This window comes from Streptomyces sp. NPDC046335 (genome assembly GCF_055587985.1).
On record NZ_JBVJFF010000013.1, the window covers coordinates 161555 to 180484 of the forward strand.

The window sequence follows — 18930 nt, forward strand, 5'->3', positions numbered from 1 at the left end:
GAAGAAGGGAAGAACATGTCCACGGACCAAGTGGTCGAGGCCCTGAGGGCCTCGCTCCTCGACAACCAGCGCCTGCGCCGGCAGAACAGCAGGCTCGCCGAAGAGGCCGACGGCGCCCGCGAGCCGGTCGCCGTGGTGGCGATGAGCTGCCGCTTCCCCGGCGGCGTCGACTCCCCAGAGGATCTGTGGGAACTGCTCGTCAAGGAGCGGGACGCCGTCACCGGCTTCCCCGCCGACCGGGGCTGGGACCTCGAAGGCGTCTTCGACGACGACCCGGACGCGCCGGGAACCTCGTACACACGCGCAGGCGGGTTCCTCCACGACGCCTGCGCCTTCGACCCCGGCTTCTTCGGGATCTCGCCCCGCGAGGCGCTCGCGATGGACCCGCAGCAGCGCCTCCTCCTGGAGACCTCCTGGGAGGCGGTCGAGCGCGCGGGCATCGACCCCCTCACTCTCAAGGGCAGCCGCACCGGCGTCTACGCGGGCGTCATCTACAGCGAGTACGGCTCCCGCCTCGCCCAGGTGCCCGAGGAACTGGAGGGCTTCCTCGGCACCGGTTCCATCGCCAGCGTCGCGTCCGGCCGCGTCGCCTACACCCTGGGCCTACAGGGGCCCGCGGTCACCCTGGACACCGCCTGCTCCTCCTCGCTCGTCGCCCTCCACCTGGCCTGCCAGGCCTTGCGGGCGGGCGACGCCACCCTTGCCCTCGCGGGCGGCGTGACCGTGATGGCGACGCCCGGCTTCTACGTGGGGTTCAGCAGACAGCGCGGCCTCGCACCGGACGGCCGCTGCAAGTCGTTCTCCGCCGCGGCCGACGGCGCGGGCTTCGGCGAAGGCGCGGGCATGGTCCTCCTGGAGCGCCTGTCGGACGCCCGTCGCAACGGCCACCCGGTCCTCGCCGTCATCCGCGGCTCCGCCGTCAACCAGGACGGCGCGAGCAACGGCCTGACCGCACCCAACGGCCCCGCCCAGGAACGCGTCATCCGGCAGGCCCTGGACAGCGCCGGACTCACCCCGGCCGAGGTCGACACCGTCGAGGCGCACGGCACAGGAACCGTCCTCGGCGACCCCATCGAGGCACAGGCGCTGCTCGCCACGTACGGGCAGCGACGGCCCGAGGGAAGGCCGTTGTGGGTCGGTTCCCTGAAGTCGAACCTCACCCACACCCAGGCGGCCGCCGGAGTCGGCGGCGTCATCAAGACGGTTCTCGCGATCCGCCACGGCCTGCTGCCGCGCACCCTGCACATCGACCGGCCCACCCCGCAGGTCGACTGGACGGAGGGCGCGGTCTCCCTGCTCACCGCCGCGACGCCGTGGCCCGCCACGGGCCGCCCGCGCCGCGCGGCAGTCTCCTCCTTCGGGGCGAGCGGCACCAACGCCCACGTCATCCTGGAGCAGGCACCTGAGGAACCCGCCGAGGAACCCATCGAGGAACAACAGCCGGAGCGGGACGCGCGGCGGGTGCACGAAGGGCCCGTCGCCTGGCCGCTGTCCGCCAAGGGGGTGGCGGCGCTGCGCGGACAGGCCGCCGCCCTGCACGCCCACGTCCTGGCCGACCCGGCGCTGCGCCCCGCCGACATCGGCCTCTCCCTGGCCACCGGCCGCTCCCGGTTCACCGACCGCGCCGTCGTCGTGGGCAACGACCGCGCCGAACTCCTCGACGGCCTCGGCGCACTGGCGCGCGGCGAGCCGCTCACCGACGGCGCCACCGGCTCAGCCCCGCGCGGCGGCCGCAAGGCGGTGTTCGTCTTTCCCGGGCTCGGCGCGCAGTGGCCCGGCATGGCGACCGGGCTCCTCGACACGTCACCGGTGTTCGCCGCCCGCATGGCCGACTGCGAGCGCGCCTTCGCCCCGTACCTCGACTGGTCGCTGACCGCGGCGCTGCGCGGCGACCCCGGCGCGCCGCCCCTGGACCGTGTGGAGGTCCTCCAGCCCGCGCTGTTCGCCGTGATGGTGTCCCTCGCGGCCCTGTGGCGCGCCCATGGCGTCGAGCCCGCGGCGGTCGTGGGCCACAGCCAGGGCGAAGTCGCCGCGGCGTGCGTCGCCGGAGCCCTCACCCTTCAGGACGCCGCCCGTGTCGCGGCCCTGCGCAGCCGCGCACTGGCCGGAGTCACCGGTGGGGGCGGCATGGCCACCCTGATGATGTCCGGGCAGGAGGCCGAGCGGCTCCTGGCTGAGCGCGGCGGAGAGGTGGCGGTCGCGGCCGTCAACGGCCCCCGCGTCGTGGTCGTCGCGGGACCCTCCGCGGACGTCCGCGACCTCGTCGCGGACCTCTCGGAGCAGGGCGTCATGGCCTGGAACATCCCCGTCGACTACGCCTCGCACTCCGGCGCCGTCGACGCCGTACGGGACGGACTGCACACCGCGCTCGACGGCATCGTCCCGCGCACGCCCGACGTGCCGCTGCTCTCCGCCGTCGACGCCGACTGGCTGACCGCCGACGGCATCACCGCCGGGTACTGGTACCGCAACCTGCGCGAGCCCGTCCGCTTCCACGCGGCCGTGCGCCGGCTGCTCGACGCGGGCCATCGCACCTTCGTCGAGGTCAGCCCGCACCCCACGCTCACCTACGGCATCGCGGACACGGCGGCCGACGCCGACCACCACGACGTGGAGGTGATCGGTACCCTGCGCCGCGACGAGGGCGGCCCCCGACGGCTGCTGCTCGCCCTGGGCGAGGCGTACGCGGCCGGCCTCCCGGTCGACTGGCGGCCCGCGTACGAGGGAACCGGCGCCCGCCGCGTCGACCTGCCCACGTACGCCTTCCAGCGGCGGCGCTACTGGCTCGACGCGCCCGCCCGCGGCGGCGACCCGGCCACGGCCGGCCAGAGCGACCCCGGCCACCCCCTGCTCGGCGCCGCGGTCGACCTGCCGGGCGGCGGCACCCTGTTCACCGGGCGGCTCTCGACGGCCGCCCACCCGTGGCTCGCCGACCACGCCGTCTCCGGTACCGCCCTGCTGCCCGGCGTGGCCTTCCTGGAGATGGCCGCCCACGCCGGTAGCCTTCTCGACCGCCCACAGGTCGACGAGCTGACCCTCGCCGCCCCGCTGACCCTGCCCGCCGCCGACGACGCCACGGGCGTCCAGCTCCGGCTCACCGTGGGCCCCGTGGACGAGCACGGGCGGCGCCCGGTGGCGTTCCACTCGCGGCGCGAGGACGCGCCGGGCCAGGACTGGACCCAGCACGCGAGCGGCCACCTCGCACCCGGTGCGGCGGAGCACCCGGCGTCCGCCGGGCCCACGGTCTGGCCGCCGGAGGGCGCCCGGAAGCTGAGCGTCGAGGACCTGTACGACGCCATGGAGGCCCAGGGCGTCGAGTACGGCCCCGCCTTCCAGGGGCTGCGTGCCGCCTGGGGCCGCGGCGACGAGGTCTTCGCCGAAGTGACCCTGCCCGACGGCGTGACGGACGCCTTCGCCGTGCACCCCGCGCTGCTCGACGCGGCCCTCCAGACGGCCGGACTGCGCACCGGCGTCGCCGGCAGCGAAGGAGACGGTGGGGACGCGCCGGCGTCGGGCGTCCCCCTGCCGTTCTCGTGGAGCCGCGTGGTCCTCGGCCAGGGAGCGGGGCGGACGCTGCGGGTGTCCCTGCGCACCGACGGCACCGACGGCACCGACGCGGTGAGCGTACGCATCACCGGCGAGGACGGCCGACTCGTGGCGGACATCGGGTCGCTGACGCTGCGCATGGCCTCGTACGACGGCCTGCGCACCCCCGACCGCTCGCTGTACCGCGTGGACTGGGTCCGCGCGGAGCAGCCGCCCGAGCCACCCGCCCGCGGCCGCTGGGCGGTGCTCGGAGAGTGCGACGCCCGGCTGCTGCCGCCCGGATTCGCGACCACGACCGCCACGGCCACCGCGATCGACGGCGCGGCCGCGGCCGTGCTGCCCTGCCCTCCGCAGACCGGGCCCGACATATCCGGGGTGGTGTCCGACGCGTCCGGGGTGGTGCCCGACGCATCGGGGGCGGTGCGCGGCACGTTCGGGGCGGTGTCCTGCCCGCCGCAGACGGGGCCCGGGACGTCTGGGGCGGTGTCTGACGCGTCTGGGGCGGTGCCCGACGCATCGGGGGTGGTGCCCGGCACGTCCGATGCGGTGCCGGACACGTCCGAGGCGGCGCCCGGCATTCCCGAGGCGGTGTACGCCGTCACCGCGGCCGTTCTGGAGCGTCTGCGTGTCTGGCTCGCGGATGCCGTGTCCGCCGACGTCCCCCTGGTCGTCCTCACCCGGGGCGCGGCCGGGCCCGGCGTGGAGCCCGTGGACGCCGCGTCCGCCGCCGTCTGGGGGCTGCTGCGCTCGGCCCAGCTCGAACACCCCGGCCGGTTCGTCCTGCTGGACACCGACGACCCGGTCGCGACGGCCGAGGCCCTGCCCGCCGCACTCGCCACCGGAGAACCCCAACTCGCCCTGCGAGGCGGCGCGTTGTACGCGCCCAGGCTCGTACGTGCCGCGCAGCCCGCCGGAAGCGGCGACGGGACGTTCGACCCGGACGGCACCGTCCTGCTCACCGGCGGAGGCGGCGTCCTCGCGGGCATCCTCGCCCGCCACCTCGTCACCCGGCACGGCGTACGCCACCTGCTGCTGCTCGCCCGCAGGGGAGCCGAGAGCCCCGGCACGGCCGAACTGACCGAAGAGCTACGGGAGTCCGGCGCCGAAGTGACGGTCGCGGCCTGCGACGTCGCCGACCGCGAAGCCGTCGCCCGCGCCCTGGAAGGGATTCCGGCGAAGCACCCGCTGCGCGCCGTCGTCCACACCGCGGGCGTCCTCGACGACGGCCTGCTGGAGGCGCAGACCGCCGAACGGCTGCGCGCCGTGCTGCGGCCCAAGGTGGACGGGGCGCACCATCTGCACACCCTCACCCGGGACGCGGACCTGACGGCGTTCGTCGTCTACTCGTCGGCCGCCGGAGTCTTCGGCAGCCCCGGCCAGTCCACGTACGCCGCCGCCAACACCGCGCTCGACGCCCTCATGACCGAGCGCCACCGCATCGGCCTGCCCGCCACCTCACTGGCCTGGGGGCTGTGGGAGCGGCGCAGCGGCCTGACCGCCGAGCTGTCCGACACCGACCTGCGGCGCATGCGGCGCGGCGGCGTGCGCGGCCTCTCGGCGGCGGAGGGCATGGCGCTGTTCGACGGCGCGCTCGCCCGGGACGAGCGGGACGGGCCCGTTCTCGTCCCCGTCCACCTCGACCTCGCCGCCTACCGGGGCCAGGCCGTGCCGCCGCTCCTGCGTTCCCTCGTCAAGGCGTCGGCCGGACCCCGTACCGTCACCGACAGCGAGCCACTGCGCCGACGCCTCGCGACCGCCGGCGAGGCCGAGCGCGGGCGGATCCTCCTCGACCTCGTCCTGGGCCAGGCCGCCGACGTGCTCGGACACGCCACGCCCGAAGCCCTGGGCGCGGACGACGCGTTCCTCTCCGTAGGCTTCGACTCGCTGACCGCCGTCGAGCTGCGCAACCGGCTCGCCGCCCGCACCGGCCTGCGTCTGCGCCCCACCACGGTCCTCGACAGCGGCACCCCGGCCCGCCTCGCCGAGCTGCTGCGCACCGAACTGGCGACGGCGGCCGTGGACGAGGACGAGCCCGCGGACGAGCGGGCCACGGCCACCGCCGATCCCGTCGGCACCCTGTTCCGGCAGGCCTGCGAACTGGGCCGGGTCGACGACGGCATCGCGCTCCTGAAGCACGCCGCCGCCCTGCGCCCCGACTTCCGCACCGGCGGCGAACTCCTGACCGCCGAGGCCAGACCAGAGCTGCTGCGCCTGTGCCGCGACGACAGCGCCCCGCAGCTCGTCTGCTTCGGCTCCGTCGTCGCGCTGGGCGGCGCACACCAGTACGCGCGCTTCGCCGCCCGCTTCCGGGACCGCTACGGCGTCAGCGCCCTCGCGGCTCCCGGGTTCCTGCCGGGCGAACCGGTCCCGGCCGCGATGTCCGCACTCCTCGACTTCCAGGCGCGGACCCTGCGCGAGGAACTCGGCGAGCGGCCCCTCGTCCTGACGGGATCGTCTTCCGGCGGCACCCTCGCGCACGGCGTCGCGGCCCGCCTGGAGGAACTGGGCGCGGGCCCGGCCGCGGTCGTGCTGCTCGACACCTACCTCTCGGACAACGAAGGGATGACCCAGTTCAACGACGTACTGATCGGCGGAATGTTCGCCCGGGAGGAACGCGCCGCCCCCATGGACGGCACCCGGCTCACCGCCATGGGCCGCTACTTCCGCCTCCTCGACACCTGGACGCCGCCCGCGGTGCGGGCACCCACCCTCCTCGTCCGCGCCCGGGAACCGCTCGGCGCACCGGACCCCGGCGCGGGCGACTGGCGCGCCACCTGGCCGACGGCCCAGAGCGTCGTCGACGTACCCGGCGACCACTTCTCCCTCATGGAGGAGCACGTCGGCACCACGGCCCAGGCCGTCACCGACTGGCTCGACACCGTCCTCACCCCCTCGACCACCACCCCATGCCGTCCCACCAGCCCTAGGAGAGGCGCATGACACGAGCGCCGCATACCGCCCCTGATCCGAACGAAGCCCCCGATCCTTTGTCCGCCGCCGGTCCCCACCGGATAGCCGTCCTCGGCGCCGGGGTCATGGGGGTGGGCATCACCGCGCTCGCCCTCGGGCACGGCGTGCCGGTCCTGCTCGTCGACGTCGACGAGGAGCGGCTCGACCACGCCCGGGACGACATCGACCGAGAGCTGCGCATGGCGCAGCTGATGGGCCGCCTCCCGGCCGCCGCCGACGCCGGAGCCCTGGAACTGGCCACCACCACCGGCGGCGTCGGCGACGTCACCGCCGTCGTCGAGGCCATCACCGAGGTCGCCGAGCTGAAGGCCAAGGCGCTCGCGGACGTCTCGGCCCGTGTGCGCCCCGGCACGCCGCTGATCTCGAACACCTCGTCCATCCCCATCGACGAGCTCGCCGGACACGCGGAACGCGCCGAGGACGTCGTCGGCACGCACTTCATGAACCCGCCCTACCTGATCCCGACCGTCGAGGTGATCCGAGGCGCCCGTACCGGCACGGGGACCATGACCGCCGTCAGCGCTCTGCTGACCGCCCTGGCCCGCGACCAAGTCGTCGTGCGGGACGCCCCCGGCTTCGTCACCAGCCGCGTCCTGCACCCGATGATCAACGACGCGGCCCGGGTCGTACAGGAGGGCACAGCGACGGTCGAGGCCGTCGACGCCCTCATGGAGGGCTGCCTCGGTCACCCCACAGGCCCGTTGCGCACCGCAGACCTGATCGGCATCGACAACTTGGTCGACTCGCTGCGCGTTCTGCACCAGCGCACCGGGGACGAGGGCTGCCGCCCCTGCGACCTGCTGCTCGACAAGGTCAGGCAGGGCGACCTCGGCCGCAAGACCGGCCGCGGATTCTACGCGTACCAGGAGGAGAACTGATGAGCGGCTTCAATACCGGAGACACCCAGGGCACCCAGGGCACCCGGGACACCCAGGACGGCGATGGCGCCGCGGCCACCGCGGCCACCGAGAAGGAGATCCTGCGCTTCCTGGAGGCGCGCACCAAGCGTTCCTGGGAGACCGACGCGGACCTGTTCGCCTCCGGCGGGCTCTCCTCGCTGTTCGCGATGGAACTCGTCGTGCACCTGGAGAAGTCCTTCGGCGTCTCCGTCCGCGGCGCCGATCTGCGGCTGGACAACTTCCGTACGGTCACGTCGATGACGGGGCTCGTGGAGCGGCTCCAGAAGGCGGCGGCCGGAGGCCCCGGTGAGTGACCGGCCACTGACCGACTCACCCGCCCTGGACGAGGCGAAGTCCCTGGACGAGGCGAAGTCCCTGGACGAGGCGACCGCCGCCGTCACCGCCCTGGTGGCCGGCGAGGCCGACGCCTGGGACCGCGAGGGACTGCTGCCCGTAGCCCTGCTGCGGAAGCTCGGCGCCGCCGGGCGGCTGTGCCCCCAGGTGCCGGCCGCGTACGGCGGGTGGGGCCTGTCCAGCGCGGCCGGCGGCGAGTTCACCGCGCACGTCGGCAGCCTGTGCAGTTCGGTGCGGTCCGTGCTGACCTCGCAGGGCATGGCCGCCTGGACGATCGAGCGCCTCGGCACCGCCGAGCAGCGTACGGCGTTCCTGCCCCGGCTCACCGGCGGCGAGCTCGCGGCGGCCGGGTTCAGCGAACGCGGCGCCGGAAGCGACCTGTCCGCCATGACGACCAGGGTGCGCCGCGACGGTGACGAGGTCGTCCTCGACGGACACAAGGTCTGGGTGACCGCCGCGCACTACGCCGACCTGCTCGTCGTGTTCGGCAAGTACGAGGACGGTGCGGGAAGCGGCGACGGAGGCGGCGGCGCGGGCGCGGAGGGCGGTGGCGAGGCGGTGGCCGTCGTCGTCCCCGCGGACGCGCCCGGCGTACGCGTCACGCGCATCGCCGACCCACTCGGCTGCCGCGCCGCCGGCCACGCCGACATCGCCCTCGACGCGGTGCGGGTCCCGGCCAAGCACGTGCTCGGCGGCTCGGCGCTGCCTCTGCCGCTGCTGGTCACCACCGCCCTCGCCCACGGCCGCATGTCCGTGGCCTGGGGGTGCGTCGGCATCCTGCGCGGCTGTCTGACGGCCGCCGCCCGGCACGCCGCCACGCGCGAGCAGTTCGGCGTGGTCCTGGGGGAGCACCAGCTCGTGGCCCGCCATCTCGCCGAGCTCTTCGTCGCCGAGCAGACCGCGACCCGGGCCTGCGAGCACGCCTCGCGCTGCTGGGACGAGGGCTCACCGGAGCAGGTCGTGGCCACCGTCCTGGCCAAGCACGTCAGCGCGGGCAACGCGGCCCGTGGCGCGGCCACCGCCGTCCAGGTCCTGGCGTCCGCCGGAGCCCGGGACGGGCACGTGGTGGCCCGCGCCCACCGCGACGCCAAGCTGATGGAAATCATCGAAGGCAGCAATGAGATGTGCCAGTTGATGCTGGCCCGGCACGTCCTCGACAGCAGTGTGTGAAGGGAATCGGAGTGACGACAACCGGAGCGAACACGCCCGCAGCGGCCACGGGGACGCACGACGCGCCGGCCGCGCACCCCGCCCCCGTACTGAAATGCCTGGTCTGGGACCTCGACAACACCCTGTGGCAGGGGACCCTCCTGGAGGACGGTGAGGTGACGCTGCCGGACGCGATCCGCGATGTCGTCGTGGAGCTGGACTCCCGCGGCATCCTCCAGTCCGTCGCCAGCAAGAACGACCACGAGACGGCGTGGGCCCGCCTGGAGAAGCTCGGCGTCGCCGAGTACTTCGTGCTGCCGCGGATCGGCTGGGGCCCCAAGTCGGAGTCCGTACGCCGGATCGCCGACACCCTGGGCTTCGCCCTGAGCGCCGTCGGCTTCATCGACGACCAGCCCGCCGAACGCGCAGAGGTCACCTACCACCTGCCCGAGGTCCGCTGCTACGAGGCCGAGGCCGCCCAGCTCCTGCCCGGCCGCCCCGAGTTCACACCGCCCATGCGGACGGTGGACTCCGGGCGGCGGCGCCAGATGTACCAGGCGGGCTTCCGGCGCGAGGCCGCCCGGGCCGAGGCGACCGGGCCGGACGAGGACTTCCTGCGCTCGCTGGAGCTGGACATGCGCATCGGCCGCGCCACCGACGAGGAACTGTCACGCGTCGAGGAACTCACCCTGCGCACCAGCCAGATGAACGCCACCGGCGTGCACTACTCCGACGCCGACCTGCGCCGACTGCTCACCGATCCCGCCCACGAGGTCCTGGTGGTCACGCTCACGGACCGCTTCGGCCCACACGGCGCGGTCGGCGTACTGCTCCTGGAGCGCGGCAGGGAGGCGTGGCACGTCAAACTCCTCGCCACGTCCTGCCGCGTGGTGTCGTTCGGCGCGGGCGCCACCATCCTCAACTGGCTCATCGACGAGGCGGCCCGCGCGGGAACCCACCTGGTGGCCGACTTCAGGCCCACCGAACGCAACCGCATGATGGAGATCGCCTACCGCTTCGCGGGGTTCGTGGACGGCGACCCGTGTTCCTGCGTCGCGTCCCTCCCGCAGGCGCCGGAGGACCTCCAGCGCCTGCATCTGCGGCCCGCGCCCCGCCCGGCGTCGACGACGATCAGGGTGAGCTCGGTGGACCTGGCCTGAGCGACGTCGTCGCTCAGCGCTTGCGGGCCAGGGTGATGCCGTCCGCCATCGGAAGAAGGGAGATGTCCACGCGCTCGTCCGTGGTGAGCGCCGAATTGAGCTCGCGAATGGCCACGGTGTCCGCGTCGTCGAATTCCGGGTCCGCGACGCGTCCGAAGAAGAGCGTATTGTCGATGACGAGAAGGCCGCCGTTCCTGGTGAGGGCGAGCGACTTTTCATAATACGTGCGGTAGTTGGTTTTGTCGGCGTCGATGAATACGAGGTCGAACGCTCCGGCGCCCCGCTCCGTGAGCAGCTCGTCCAGGGTGTCCGCCGCGGCCCCGACGCGCAGCTCGATCCGGTCGTCGACGCCGTCCCGCTTCCAGTACGCGGCGCCGATGTCGGGCCACCGGCCGGTGACGTCGCACGTCACGACCGTGCCGTCGGCCGGCAGGGCGCGGGCCATGCACAGGGTGCTGTAACCGGTGAAGGTACCGAGCTCCAGCACCGACCGGGCTCCGGTGAGCCGGACGAGGAGGGCGAGTAACTGGCCCTCCTCCGCCATGACCTGCATGGTCGTACCTCCGGGGAGCTGCGCCGTTTCCTCCCGCAGCCCTCTCAGGATCTCGTCGTCCCGGAGCGACACGTCCCTGACGTAGGAAAGCAGAATGTCGGTGGACTCGATCTGATCAGCCATGAAGGCAACGCCCTTCTCTTTTGCCGCTCACTGAATGGAGAATCCCCTTCACGACGGTAACGCGGATATCGGCGCGAGACTCCCAAATCGCGGAAAGGGAGGGGGAGATGGCGCGTTCCGCGAGGCGGCTGGTATTACTGGTGCATGCATGAAGAAGCCGTACGGTCCGCGATCGACACGTTCCTCTCCGCGTTCAACGCCTCGGACGACAGCTATGTGCCCGCGCTGCTCTCCCAGGCCCTGACCTCGGACGTGGTGTTCTGGGGGCCGTTGGGCCGCAGTGAGGGGATCGCGGCGGTCGAGCGGTTCGTACTGGACATCCGGCGCCACCCGGCGGGGACCGGCACGATGGTGCGCTGCTCGGCGGTGGACATGCCGGACGAGTGGGCCCGGTACCGGTGGGCCTTCACCACCCCGAACGGAGGCCCCCGGCTGGCGGGGACGGACGTCGTCCATCTGCGGCGCGGCCTCATCGACCAGGTCATCGTCTTCGCGGGGGAGATCGAGCCGTCCGCCGCCTGAGCCCTGCTCGCCTCGGCGTTGCACGGCCCACCCCGCACCCTCCGACCTGCGCGAAGCAGCGGAACGCCTGGTATGGCCAGGCAGCAGAAAGGCAGTACGACGATGACCCAGCCCGCAGTCACCCCCACCGTCCGGCTCGTGGAGGCCAGGCACCGGTACGAGATCCTGGTCGAGGGTGAGAGCGCGGGTTTCACCGCGTTCCGTGACCGCGACGACCGGCGCGTCTTCTTCCACACCGAGATCGACGACGCCTACGCGGGGCAGGGCCTCGCCTCCATCCTCGTACGGGAGGCCCTGGACGACGTACGCGGTACGGGCAGGCGCATCGTGCCGATCTGCCCCTACGTGGCGAAGTTCCTGAAGAAGCACGAGGAGTACGCGGATCTGGTCGACCCGGTGACTCCCGAGGCCATCGCGTGGCTGGACGGTGTGCTGAAGCGCTGAGCCGAGCGGGGCGGGACGGGGCCGCCCGACCACGGCCCCGGCAGTGTGTCCGTCCGCATGACTCCATGCCCCACCGTGCACGGCCCTTGCCCCTGCCCGCAGCAGGCGCCGTGTTTCTGCGCGTGCGCACGGAACGGGGAGCGGCGGGGTCCCTGCGGTACGAGCCCGCGGAGCGAGCGAGCACCGCCCCGCACGTCCTGCTCGGCCTCCACACCCTCGGCCGCGCCACCCTCATCGGGCGAGCGGGTGCTACTGCACCTGGTGCGGATACCGCGCCGCGCACTCATCGACCACCAGGTCGGCGCCCTGAGCGGACGGGGCCCTTCCGCGAGTGGCACCGTCGCCCCGCACTTCAGCCGCAGCTTCCGCGCGGCGTACGGCATGTCCCCGAGCGACTGGCGCGACGGCCGGACCGGGGCGGCGTAGGCGTTGCCTAGGTTTGCGGTTGCCGTACCGGCGCCGGCCGCTCGGGTGTGCCGACCGGGCGGGCCGGGCGCAGGGCGACCGCAAGTACAGCCGCTCCGACGAGGGCGATGAGCATGACCCAGACCGCGCCGACCCGCATGGCGTGGATGAACGCGTCATCGGCGGCGTGCGCGAGGGAGGGCCGGTGGATCGTGGCGGCGGCATGGCGGGCCTGTTCGGCGGAGACCCGCGCCTGCTCCCGCACCGGCTGGGGGACAGTGTCCAGTGAGGGTTCGATCGCGCGCCGGTACGCGAGCGACATGAGCGTGCCGCCCACCGCGATCCCGATCACGCTGCCGGTCTGGCGCACGGTGTTGGTGACGGCCGACCCGGCACCGGCCCGTTCCAGCGGCAGGGAGCTGATCAGGGCCGCCGTCACCGGACCGAGCACCATGCCGATGGAGAGCCCCTGGACCAACAGCAGGATCTCGATCGGGGCGAGCGGGGTGTGCAGGCCGAACAGTCCGTAAGCGCCCATGGTCAGCGCCGCCACCGTGAGCGCCGGTGTGGCGACGGCGAACAGCGACCAGCGGCGGACCAGACGCGCGCCGAGCGGCGCCCCCAGGACGGCACCCAGCGCGGTCGGGAGACCGGCCAGGCCCGCCTCCATCGGCGAGAAGCCGCGTGCGCCCTGGAGGTAGAACGCGTTGTAGAAGGTGATGGCGGCAATGGCGAAGAGAAGCAGCCCGATTGCCGCGTTTCCGCCACCGAAGACGCGTTGTGCGAGAAGCCGGGGATCGAAGCTGGGTGCCTTGCTCCGCAGTTCGGCGAGTACGAACGCGGCCAGCAGGATCAGTCCGACGGCGATCGGCGCCCAGACATCGGTACGGCTCCAGGCGGCCACCTGCCCCGCGCGGATCAGCCCGTAGGCGACCGCCGCGAGTCCGCTGATCGAAAGCAGCATTCCGGCCGGGTCGAGGGGGCGCGGGACGGGGCTGCGGAAGTTCGGCACCAGTACGGCGATTCCGAGCAACGAGACCGCTACGACCGGGACATTGACGAGAAAGACCGAGCCCCACCAGAAATGGTCGAGAAGCAGTCCCGCCAACACCGGGCCCACGGCCATTCCGACACCGGCGGACGTCGAGGAAATGGCGACCGCGGTCGCCCGTGCGGGACCGGTGAACGTCCACATCAGGATGGCCATGTTGGCGGGCATGATCAGTGCGCTGCCCACTCCCATCGCGGCCCGCGCGAGGATCAGTTGGTCGGCGTCGCCCGCGTACGCCGCCCACACTGACGACCCGGCGAATATCACCAGTCCGGTCGCGAGCACCGTCCGGTGGCCGAAGCGATCGCCCAGCGCGCCCGCGGTGAACATCAGGGTGGCGAAGGCCAGGGTGTACGAGCCTGTGGCCCACTGGAGCTGGCCGGGCCCGGCGTCCAGGCCACGGTCCGGGTCCGCGAGTGTCTCCAGGGTCGTACTGAGGACGGTGTTGTCCAGCCAGATCAGCAGCGAGCACGTCATGAGAACGGCAAGGATCAACTGCTGCCTGGACTTGGGCAACGTCGGGGATGTCGTCATGAATACCTTCTGGTCCGCTCGGCAGGATTTCTGAACGACCGGACCGTAGGCAATTCTCAAACCCCTGTCAATTCCCATTTTGGGAGGTCAACCGAGCCATACGGAAAGGCAGTTGTCAATTTCGCATTCGGCGACCAGTCGGGCCACATCATCGCGTCGCTGTCAATTTCCGGGAGAATGGGGAAAGCCGGTTGCCGATTCGCCGGATTCTGCTGTCACCATGCGGCGCCACTGCCGCGGCGAGTTCCCGCGCGCACCGCTCGACCCCGGCGGCGCTTTCCGCGGAGAGTTCCGGGTCACCCAGGTGGTGGTCGATGTAGCGGCGGATCGCCGTCGTCACGAAGCCGCCGAGCCGTTCGCCGACCTCTGCCGGCGGCGTCGTCTCCCCGCTGCGCGCACCGCTGAGCGGGCTGCGCGGCTTCCCGCTGTTCGACCTGCTCCGCTCCACGGAGGCGTCGAAGGCCGCCCGTATCCAGGTGACCGACACCCTGCACACCGCCCTGCACGGGGCCTGAACGGTCACCCGCTCCGCCGAAGCCGCCGGCTGAAGTTGGCTGGGGCTGCTGAATCCGCACCTCGCGGCGACCGCCGCCACCGTGAGGCGGTCGTAGCGCGAAGCGGCAGCGCGGCCGAGACGAGCAGGGCGATCACGGGCGCTGTTCCTCCCGTGTCTCCAGCGGCACCCCCAGCGGTCGCGCGAGGCCGACGATGCCCTCGTCGAGGCGTTGCAGATGGCGCAGCACGCGGAAGGCCACCGAGCCGGTGCGCAGCACCTCATGGCGGCCGCTGTCCAGCATGGAGGCGATGCTGGCGCCCGACTCGATGGTGCCGGTGGTCTCCTCGGCGCGTACGTGCGCGGCGATGAGGTCGATGTTGTGGGTGATGCGGCGGCCGGCCAGGGCGAGCCGGGCGTCGGCCGCGACGCTCTTGCTGGAGGGCACGAGCTCCGCGGTCGCCGCGAGCGAACGCGCGTGGTAGGCGCAGGTCTCCAGGAGCGCCATCACATAGCGGGCGGTCTGCCGCCTGGCCCGCAGCGGGGCGATCGGATGGGTCAGCGGCTTGGTGGAGCTGCGCAGACCGTCCAGGGCGGTGTCCAGGTCGCGGGCCAGGTCCACGAGGTCGACCGGGGGCCCGCCGCTGAGCTGGGCCACCGCGGCCGACACGACGTCACGGAGGCGGGCGAGGACGGTGCCGAGCTCCTCGTCGGTGCGGTGCGACGTACGTACCGGCAGGATGAGGACGGCCGCGATGATGCCGCAGGCCGCGCCGAGCGCGGTCTCCTCGACGCGCAGCACGAGGACGTCGAGGCTGTAGGTGTTGAGCAGCGTGTACAGCAGGCCCAGCATCGCCGTGACGAAGAACGACATCAGCGCGTACGACAGCGGCGCGGTGAAGAACATGCCGAAGACGCAGAGCAGTACGAGGGCGAACGCGATCCAGGTGTGGTTCCCCACGGCCCCCGCGAGCGCCACCCCCGCCACCACGCCGAGGACCGTGCCGAGCAGGCGGCGGTAGCCCTTGACCAGGATCTCGCCGGTCGACGCGGTGTTGAGGAACACGACCCAGCAGGTGAGGACGGCCCAGTACCAGCGCTGCGTGGAGAGGAACTCGCCCCCGACGATCGCGAGCGCGGAGCCCACCGCGACCTGCACCGCCGCCCTGGTGGTGGGGCGCCGCAGCCCGGCGGGTTCCTCCTCCGCGGCGTCCGCCGCCTCACCGGAGATCGAGATCTCCTCCGCCTCGAACTCCTCGCGGGAACGGGCCGCCTCGGGAGTGTCGTACTCCTCGTCCCGCGCCCCGTCCACCGCGAGCCGCAGCCCGAGGATGGCGCGCGCCGCCTCGCCGACCGCGCGGAAACAGTCCTGGACCGCCGGTGAGCCCTTGGGCAGGCCCTGCTCCTCGCGGTAGCCGAGCAGGCGGTTGCGTACGTACGGGAGTGCCGTGCCGCGGTCGTCGGGCACCAGGCGCACCACGAGCAGGTGCAGGGCCCGCAGATCCCTGCGCAGGGCCGACCCGGCGTCGTCCGCGAGCCTCGCGCGCGGCGGCAGGGGCGCGGCGGCCTGCGGCAGGTGCAGCGTGAGGGTGTCGACGCGCTCGGCGCTGCGGGCGTTCAGGAGCAGGACCCCCAGGCGCTCGGCGGCGATCTCGGCGTCGGCGACCCTGCGTTGCAGCAGCGCCGCCGCGGAGGCGTCGCGCGTGCCCTCCTCCAGGCGGCCCTGGATCATCAGCGCGGCCTCGTGCAGCCGCGCGGTGCTCCGCCGCAGGTCGTCGAGGACCTTGTCCACGTCGTCGGCGTCGGCTTCGAGGAGGTCGATCTGGTGGGCGACCAGTTGGGCGAGGCGCGCCCGGAACGCCTCGCGCAGCCGCCGCAGCGTGCGCTCCGGCGTCTCGGGCACCACCGCGAACCGTACGAACGCGCTGCACGCGAAGGCCAGGGTCAGCGTCAGGCAGAGGCCCGGGATCGCGGAGACGGGCGCGCTCACGAAGAGCGAGACGAAGTAGACCTGGAAGCCGATCAGACCCAGCGAGGTGCCCCGGTCGCCGAACCGGCGCGAGTACACCGCCCCGAAGATCAACAGGACGAAGAAGATGTCACCCGCGATCACGCGGGAGTTGAGCAGCGCTCCCAGGGCTATCGCGGCGAGCGCCACGGGCAGGCCGAGCGCCAGCGTGACCGCCTGGCCGCGCACCTCCTTCTCCTGGATCGCGAAGGTGGCGACCATCGCCGTCATCGCGCCCGCGACCAGGTGCGTCACCGGAGTGCCGATGAGGGCGAGCACGGCCAGGGCGAGCAGGATCGCCCCCACCGTGCGCAGTCCCGCCATGAGGCGCAGAAGCCCCGGGTCGGACGCCGAGAAACGGTCCCAGACGCCCTTCGCTGTCCGTTGTGCCGCTGTCATCGCGATCCGCTGCTCCCCGCTTGCGTCTGCTCGGTGCCTTCCGGCGCTGCCCAGCATCGCACGAGCGTGTGGGCGGGGATCACGGCTGGTCGGAGGGGGTGTGCGCGGTCTCGGTGACGGACGCTCACCGACGGGCTCCTACCATCGAGTAGGGTTTGCGCTCCCGTCACTTGAGGAGGCACCCGTGTCGCTCATCGGTCGTTTGTCCCAGGGAAGTCCGGTATGACGGCGCGCGTGGCGGTCGGTGACACCGTCGAGGACTTCACGCTGCCGGACGAGACCGGCGTCCCGCGGGGCCTCGGCGAACTCCTGGAGGACGGCCCCGTCGTGCTGTTCTTCTACCCGGCCGCCCTCACTCCCGGGTGCACCGCAGAGGCCTGCCACTTCCGCGATCTGGCGGCCGAGTTCGCCGCGGCGGGCGCGCGGCCCGTGGGCATCAGCTCCGACGGGGTCGAGCGCCAGATGGAGTTCACCGAGCGGCACGGCCTCGGCTTTCCGCTGCTCTCGGACCCCGAGGGCGTGGTGCGCGACCGGTTCGGCGTGACGCGGGGCTTCTCCCTGGCGCCGACGAAGCGCGTCACGTTCGTCATCGGCCGGGACCGCACCGTCGTCGAGGTGGTCCGCAGTGAGATCCGCATGAGCGCCCACGCCGACCGCGCGCTCGAAGCCGTACGCCGGCTGCGGGAGAGCGCGGCCTGACGGTCCCCGGGGCGGGGGTGCGTCAGAAGCCCTGGAACGGCGGCGTCGCCGGTGCCGGGCCCAGCGTCGTCGTGCCGGGGGCCGCGCGGTGGCCGAGGCCGGTGCGGTAGGCGTCCATCGCGGCCCGCACCCGGCCGGTGCGGCGCAGCAGGTCGCCGAGGAGGCGGCAGAGGTCGGCCAGATCGCCCGCCGCGCTGGAGCGTTCGAGCAGGGACAGGGCCGTGCAGTAGTGCTCCTCCGCGGCCTCGGTGTCGCCGCGGTCCTCGGCGATGAGTCCGAGCAGCCGGTGCGCGCCGCCCGCGTGGACCGCGCCACGGCCGGCCCCGAGGGCGCCTGTGCCGTCGCCCGCGCCGTCCCGCGTGAGGTCGTTCCCCGGGTCGCCCCTCAGGTCGTCCGTCAGCAGGGGCCGGAGCAGTGACTCGGCCTCCTCGGATTTGCCGCGCCGCCGCAGGACGTCCGCGAGCTCGACCTCCACCTGCTCGGTGAAGAGCGCGGCCCGCTTGGCGGCCAGGATGCCGTGGGCGAGGCGCAGCTCGCTCTCGGCGTGCTCCAGGTCCCCGTCCTGGGCGTGGACGTAGCCGCGCATCCAGTGGCAGTGGGCGAGTTCGGTGCGGATCTGCAGCTGGCGGTAGAGCTCCTGGGCCTTGGCGAGGGAGGCGTCGGCCTCGGCGATGCGGCCCTCGGCGATCAGCGTGCGGGCCACCCCGCGGTGCATGCCCGCGATCAGCGCCGGGTCGCTCACGCGCGGGGCGAGGGCGAGGGCCAGCTCGGCGGCGTGCGCCGCGCGGACGTGCGCGCCCATGTCCATGTAGGGCGCGATGGACGCCGTGTAGAGGAGCAGCAGGGCCTCCGGGTCGTGCAGGCCCGACGCGTTCAGTTCGTCGAGTGCGCTCTCCAGGAGGTAGCAGGCGTAGCGCAGTTCGCCGGTGAGCAGATGGGCGGTGGCGCGGCCCCGGATGGCGGGCACCCGGCGCGGCAGCGGCTCGTCGGCGAGCAGCCGCTCGGCGGAGGCGAAGCAGTCGCGGGCGTCGATGAGGTCGCCGGACTCCAGCAGGCAGTCGCCGAGGCCGAGCAGCGCCGCCGCCTGCTCCGGGGCGAGCGCGTGCCGCACGGCCTCCTCGCGCAGCGCCCTGAACAGCGCGGCGGCGTCCTCGGGCGCACCGGAGGCCAGGGCGAGCCGGGCGTCGGTGAGCCGCAGCCGCAGGCCGGTGGCGAGCTCGGCGGGGCGGCCGGTGGCCAGCTCCTCATGGCTGACGCCGAGACGCCCGGCGAGGTGGCGCAGCGCGGCCTCGGACGGGCGCACCTTCCCCGACTCCAGGGTGGAGACGTAGGCGGGAGTGTAGGCGGGCTCGGCCAACTGCCGTTGCGTCAGCCCACGTTCGGTACGCAGCCGGAAAACCCGCCGACCGACCTCGACGGGCCCATCGCACCGGAAACCACCCTCATGCCGCGCCGCTTCGGGACGGTCACGCCGTACCCCTTCAGCACTGTCACGCCGTACACCTTCGGGACTGTTCTGTGCCACCGCTGTCTCCACAGGTCGCGTGCCGGGATGCGCGCCGGGTCCGCTGTCGCTGTGTGAACTCACGGACACCATCAGCGACTTGAGACCCAGCCATTG

Annotated in this window: 14 protein-coding genes; 9 read left to right on the forward strand and 5 right to left on the reverse strand. The window is 73.2% G+C overall.

Annotated features, from left to right (window positions below; all coding sequences use genetic code 11):
* The first annotated feature begins 15 nt into the window (after nucleotides 1-15).
* From ACZ6JY_RS30665 to ACZ6JY_RS30685, 5 genes are all read left to right on the forward strand, one after another.
* On the forward strand, nucleotides 16-6486 hold the full coding sequence (locus ACZ6JY_RS30665; RefSeq protein WP_469201022.1) for a type I polyketide synthase: 6471 nt from the start codon (nucleotides 16-18) through the stop codon (nucleotides 6484-6486).
* The gene (locus ACZ6JY_RS30670) at nucleotides 6483-7394 is read left to right on the forward strand and encodes a 3-hydroxyacyl-CoA dehydrogenase family protein (RefSeq protein WP_469201023.1); all 912 of its coding nucleotides are present in this window, start codon (nucleotides 6483-6485) and stop codon (nucleotides 7392-7394) included. Before ACZ6JY_RS30665 ends, ACZ6JY_RS30670 begins: the two co-directional genes overlap by 4 nt.
* Nucleotides 7394-7729, forward strand: a complete 336-nt coding sequence (locus ACZ6JY_RS30675) for an acyl carrier protein (protein WP_469201025.1) — start codon at nucleotides 7394-7396, stop codon at nucleotides 7727-7729. The genes ACZ6JY_RS30670 and ACZ6JY_RS30675 overlap by 1 nt, the downstream gene beginning before the upstream one ends.
* Nucleotides 7730-7790: 61 nt before the next feature.
* Nucleotides 7791-8939, forward strand: coding sequence for an acyl-CoA dehydrogenase family protein (locus tag ACZ6JY_RS30680; protein ID WP_469201135.1), 1149 nt, complete (start codon nucleotides 7791-7793; stop codon nucleotides 8937-8939).
* An 89-nt stretch (nucleotides 8940-9028) separates the two neighbouring features.
* Nucleotides 9029-10078, forward strand: coding sequence for an HAD-IIIC family phosphatase (locus tag ACZ6JY_RS30685; protein ID WP_469201137.1), 1050 nt, complete (start codon nucleotides 9029-9031; stop codon nucleotides 10076-10078).
* A 13-nt stretch (nucleotides 10079-10091) separates the two neighbouring features.
* Here ACZ6JY_RS30685 and ACZ6JY_RS30690 read toward each other — a convergent pair whose 3' ends face one another.
* Nucleotides 10092-10754, reverse strand: a complete 663-nt coding sequence (locus tag ACZ6JY_RS30690; protein WP_469201026.1) for an O-methyltransferase — start codon at nucleotides 10752-10754, stop codon at nucleotides 10092-10094.
* A gap of 144 nt (nucleotides 10755-10898) precedes the next feature.
* Between ACZ6JY_RS30690 and ACZ6JY_RS30695 the strand changes: the two genes are divergently transcribed.
* From ACZ6JY_RS30695 to ACZ6JY_RS30705, 3 genes are all read left to right on the forward strand, one after another.
* Nucleotides 10899-11276 (forward strand): nuclear transport factor 2 family protein, encoded by a 378-nt coding sequence (locus tag ACZ6JY_RS30695; protein ID WP_469201028.1) that lies wholly within the window; start codon nucleotides 10899-10901, stop codon nucleotides 11274-11276.
* Nucleotides 11277-11378: 102 nt separating this feature from the next.
* On the forward strand, nucleotides 11379-11720 hold the full coding sequence (locus ACZ6JY_RS30700) for a GNAT family N-acetyltransferase (RefSeq protein ID WP_469201030.1): 342 nt from the start codon (nucleotides 11379-11381) through the stop codon (nucleotides 11718-11720).
* A 261-nt stretch (nucleotides 11721-11981) separates the two neighbouring features.
* A complete protein-coding gene (locus tag ACZ6JY_RS30705) occupies nucleotides 11982-12146 on the forward strand; it encodes a helix-turn-helix transcriptional regulator (RefSeq protein ID WP_469201031.1) in 165 nt (54 codons plus the stop codon).
* A gap of 7 nt (nucleotides 12147-12153) precedes the next feature.
* Here the strand turns inward: ACZ6JY_RS30705 and ACZ6JY_RS30710 are convergent, their stop codons facing one another.
* The 3 genes from ACZ6JY_RS30710 to ACZ6JY_RS30720 form a co-directional block, all read right to left on the reverse strand.
* Entirely contained in the window at nucleotides 12154-13710 is a 1557-nt protein-coding gene (locus ACZ6JY_RS30710; RefSeq protein ID WP_469201032.1) for an MFS transporter, read from the reverse strand.
* A gap of 148 nt (nucleotides 13711-13858) precedes the next feature.
* Nucleotides 13859-14305, reverse strand: a complete 447-nt coding sequence (locus tag ACZ6JY_RS30715) for a hypothetical protein (RefSeq protein WP_469201034.1) — start codon at nucleotides 14303-14305, stop codon at nucleotides 13859-13861.
* A gap of 52 nt (nucleotides 14306-14357) precedes the next feature.
* Nucleotides 14358-16610, reverse strand: coding sequence for an FUSC family protein (locus ACZ6JY_RS30720; protein WP_469201036.1), 2253 nt, complete (start codon nucleotides 16608-16610; stop codon nucleotides 14358-14360).
* Nucleotides 16611-16832: 222 nt separating this feature from the next.
* On the opposite strand from ACZ6JY_RS30720, the gene ACZ6JY_RS30725 reads away from it, so the two are divergent.
* Nucleotides 16833-17309: a peroxiredoxin gene (locus ACZ6JY_RS30725; protein WP_469201037.1), complete on the forward strand. Its 477-nt coding sequence runs from the start codon at nucleotides 16833-16835 to the stop codon at nucleotides 17307-17309.
* A 22-nt stretch (nucleotides 17310-17331) separates the two neighbouring features.
* Here the strand turns inward: ACZ6JY_RS30725 and ACZ6JY_RS30730 are convergent, their stop codons facing one another.
* A complete protein-coding gene (locus ACZ6JY_RS30730; RefSeq protein WP_469201038.1) occupies nucleotides 17332-18834 on the reverse strand; it encodes a helix-turn-helix domain-containing protein in 1503 nt (500 codons plus the stop codon).
* Between the last annotated feature and the right edge of the window lie 96 nt (nucleotides 18835-18930).

What these genes read in the sequence shown, in the direction of transcription:
- ACZ6JY_RS30725 (WP_469201037.1), top strand. Translation starts at nt 16,833, where the DNA reads ATGACGGCGCGCGTGGCGGTCGGTGACACCGTCGAGGACTTCACGCTG.
- ACZ6JY_RS30700 (WP_469201030.1), top strand. Translation starts at nt 11,379, where the DNA reads ATGACCCAGCCCGCAGTCACCCCCACCGTCCGGCTCGTGGAGGCCAGG.
- ACZ6JY_RS30670 (WP_469201023.1), top strand. Translation starts at nt 6,483, where the DNA reads ATGACACGAGCGCCGCATACCGCCCCTGATCCGAACGAAGCCCCCGAT.
- ACZ6JY_RS30710 (WP_469201032.1), bottom strand. Translation starts at nt 13,710, where the DNA reads ATGACGACATCCCCGACGTTGCCCAAGTCCAGGCAGCAGTTGATCCTT.
- ACZ6JY_RS30665 (WP_469201022.1), top strand. Translation starts at nt 16, where the DNA reads ATGTCCACGGACCAAGTGGTCGAGGCCCTGAGGGCCTCGCTCCTCGAC.
- ACZ6JY_RS30675 (WP_469201025.1), top strand. Translation starts at nt 7,394, where the DNA reads ATGAGCGGCTTCAATACCGGAGACACCCAGGGCACCCAGGGCACCCGG.
- ACZ6JY_RS30695 (WP_469201028.1), top strand. Translation starts at nt 10,899, where the DNA reads ATGCATGAAGAAGCCGTACGGTCCGCGATCGACACGTTCCTCTCCGCG.
- ACZ6JY_RS30720 (WP_469201036.1), bottom strand. Translation starts at nt 16,610, where the DNA reads ATGACAGCGGCACAACGGACAGCGAAGGGCGTCTGGGACCGTTTCTCG.
- ACZ6JY_RS30690 (WP_469201026.1), bottom strand. Translation starts at nt 10,754, where the DNA reads ATGGCTGATCAGATCGAGTCCACCGACATTCTGCTTTCCTACGTCAGG.